This is a genomic window from Achromobacter sp. SIMBA_011 (assembly GCF_046535435.1).
GTDB classification, from domain to species: domain Bacteria; phylum Pseudomonadota; class Gammaproteobacteria; order Burkholderiales; family Burkholderiaceae_B; genus Achromobacter; species Achromobacter dolens.
Genome location: NZ_JAWRWN010001045.1, coordinates 1 through 245, shown reverse-complemented (window position 1 = coordinate 245; position 245 = coordinate 1). Strand labels below are relative to the sequence as shown.

1 protein-coding gene is annotated in these 245 nt (G+C 35.9%); it reads left to right on the top strand.

Annotated features, from left to right (window positions below):
- Positions 1-245, top strand: a 245-nt coding sequence (locus SB816_RS34215) for a hypothetical protein (protein WP_410548525.1), incomplete at both ends; no start/stop codon positions are given.

Below are 245 nucleotides of genomic sequence, written 5' to 3'. Positions count from 1 at the left end.
TTTGGCTTTGAAGTAACACAAAGCTTAATGGATCAGGATATTGCACCAGTAGGTGAATACTACATTGATGATTTTGAGACGTTGAAAGCAAAGGTTATTGAGATTTACGATTCAACTATTCAAACGCTTGACGATTTAAAGAAGAAGTTTGAAGACTTGGAGAACATCGAAACAAAACAGGGTGCTCAAGAAAAGGCAGATGCTGTTCAAGCGAATCTTGACAATCATTTGAATGACAAGAAAAA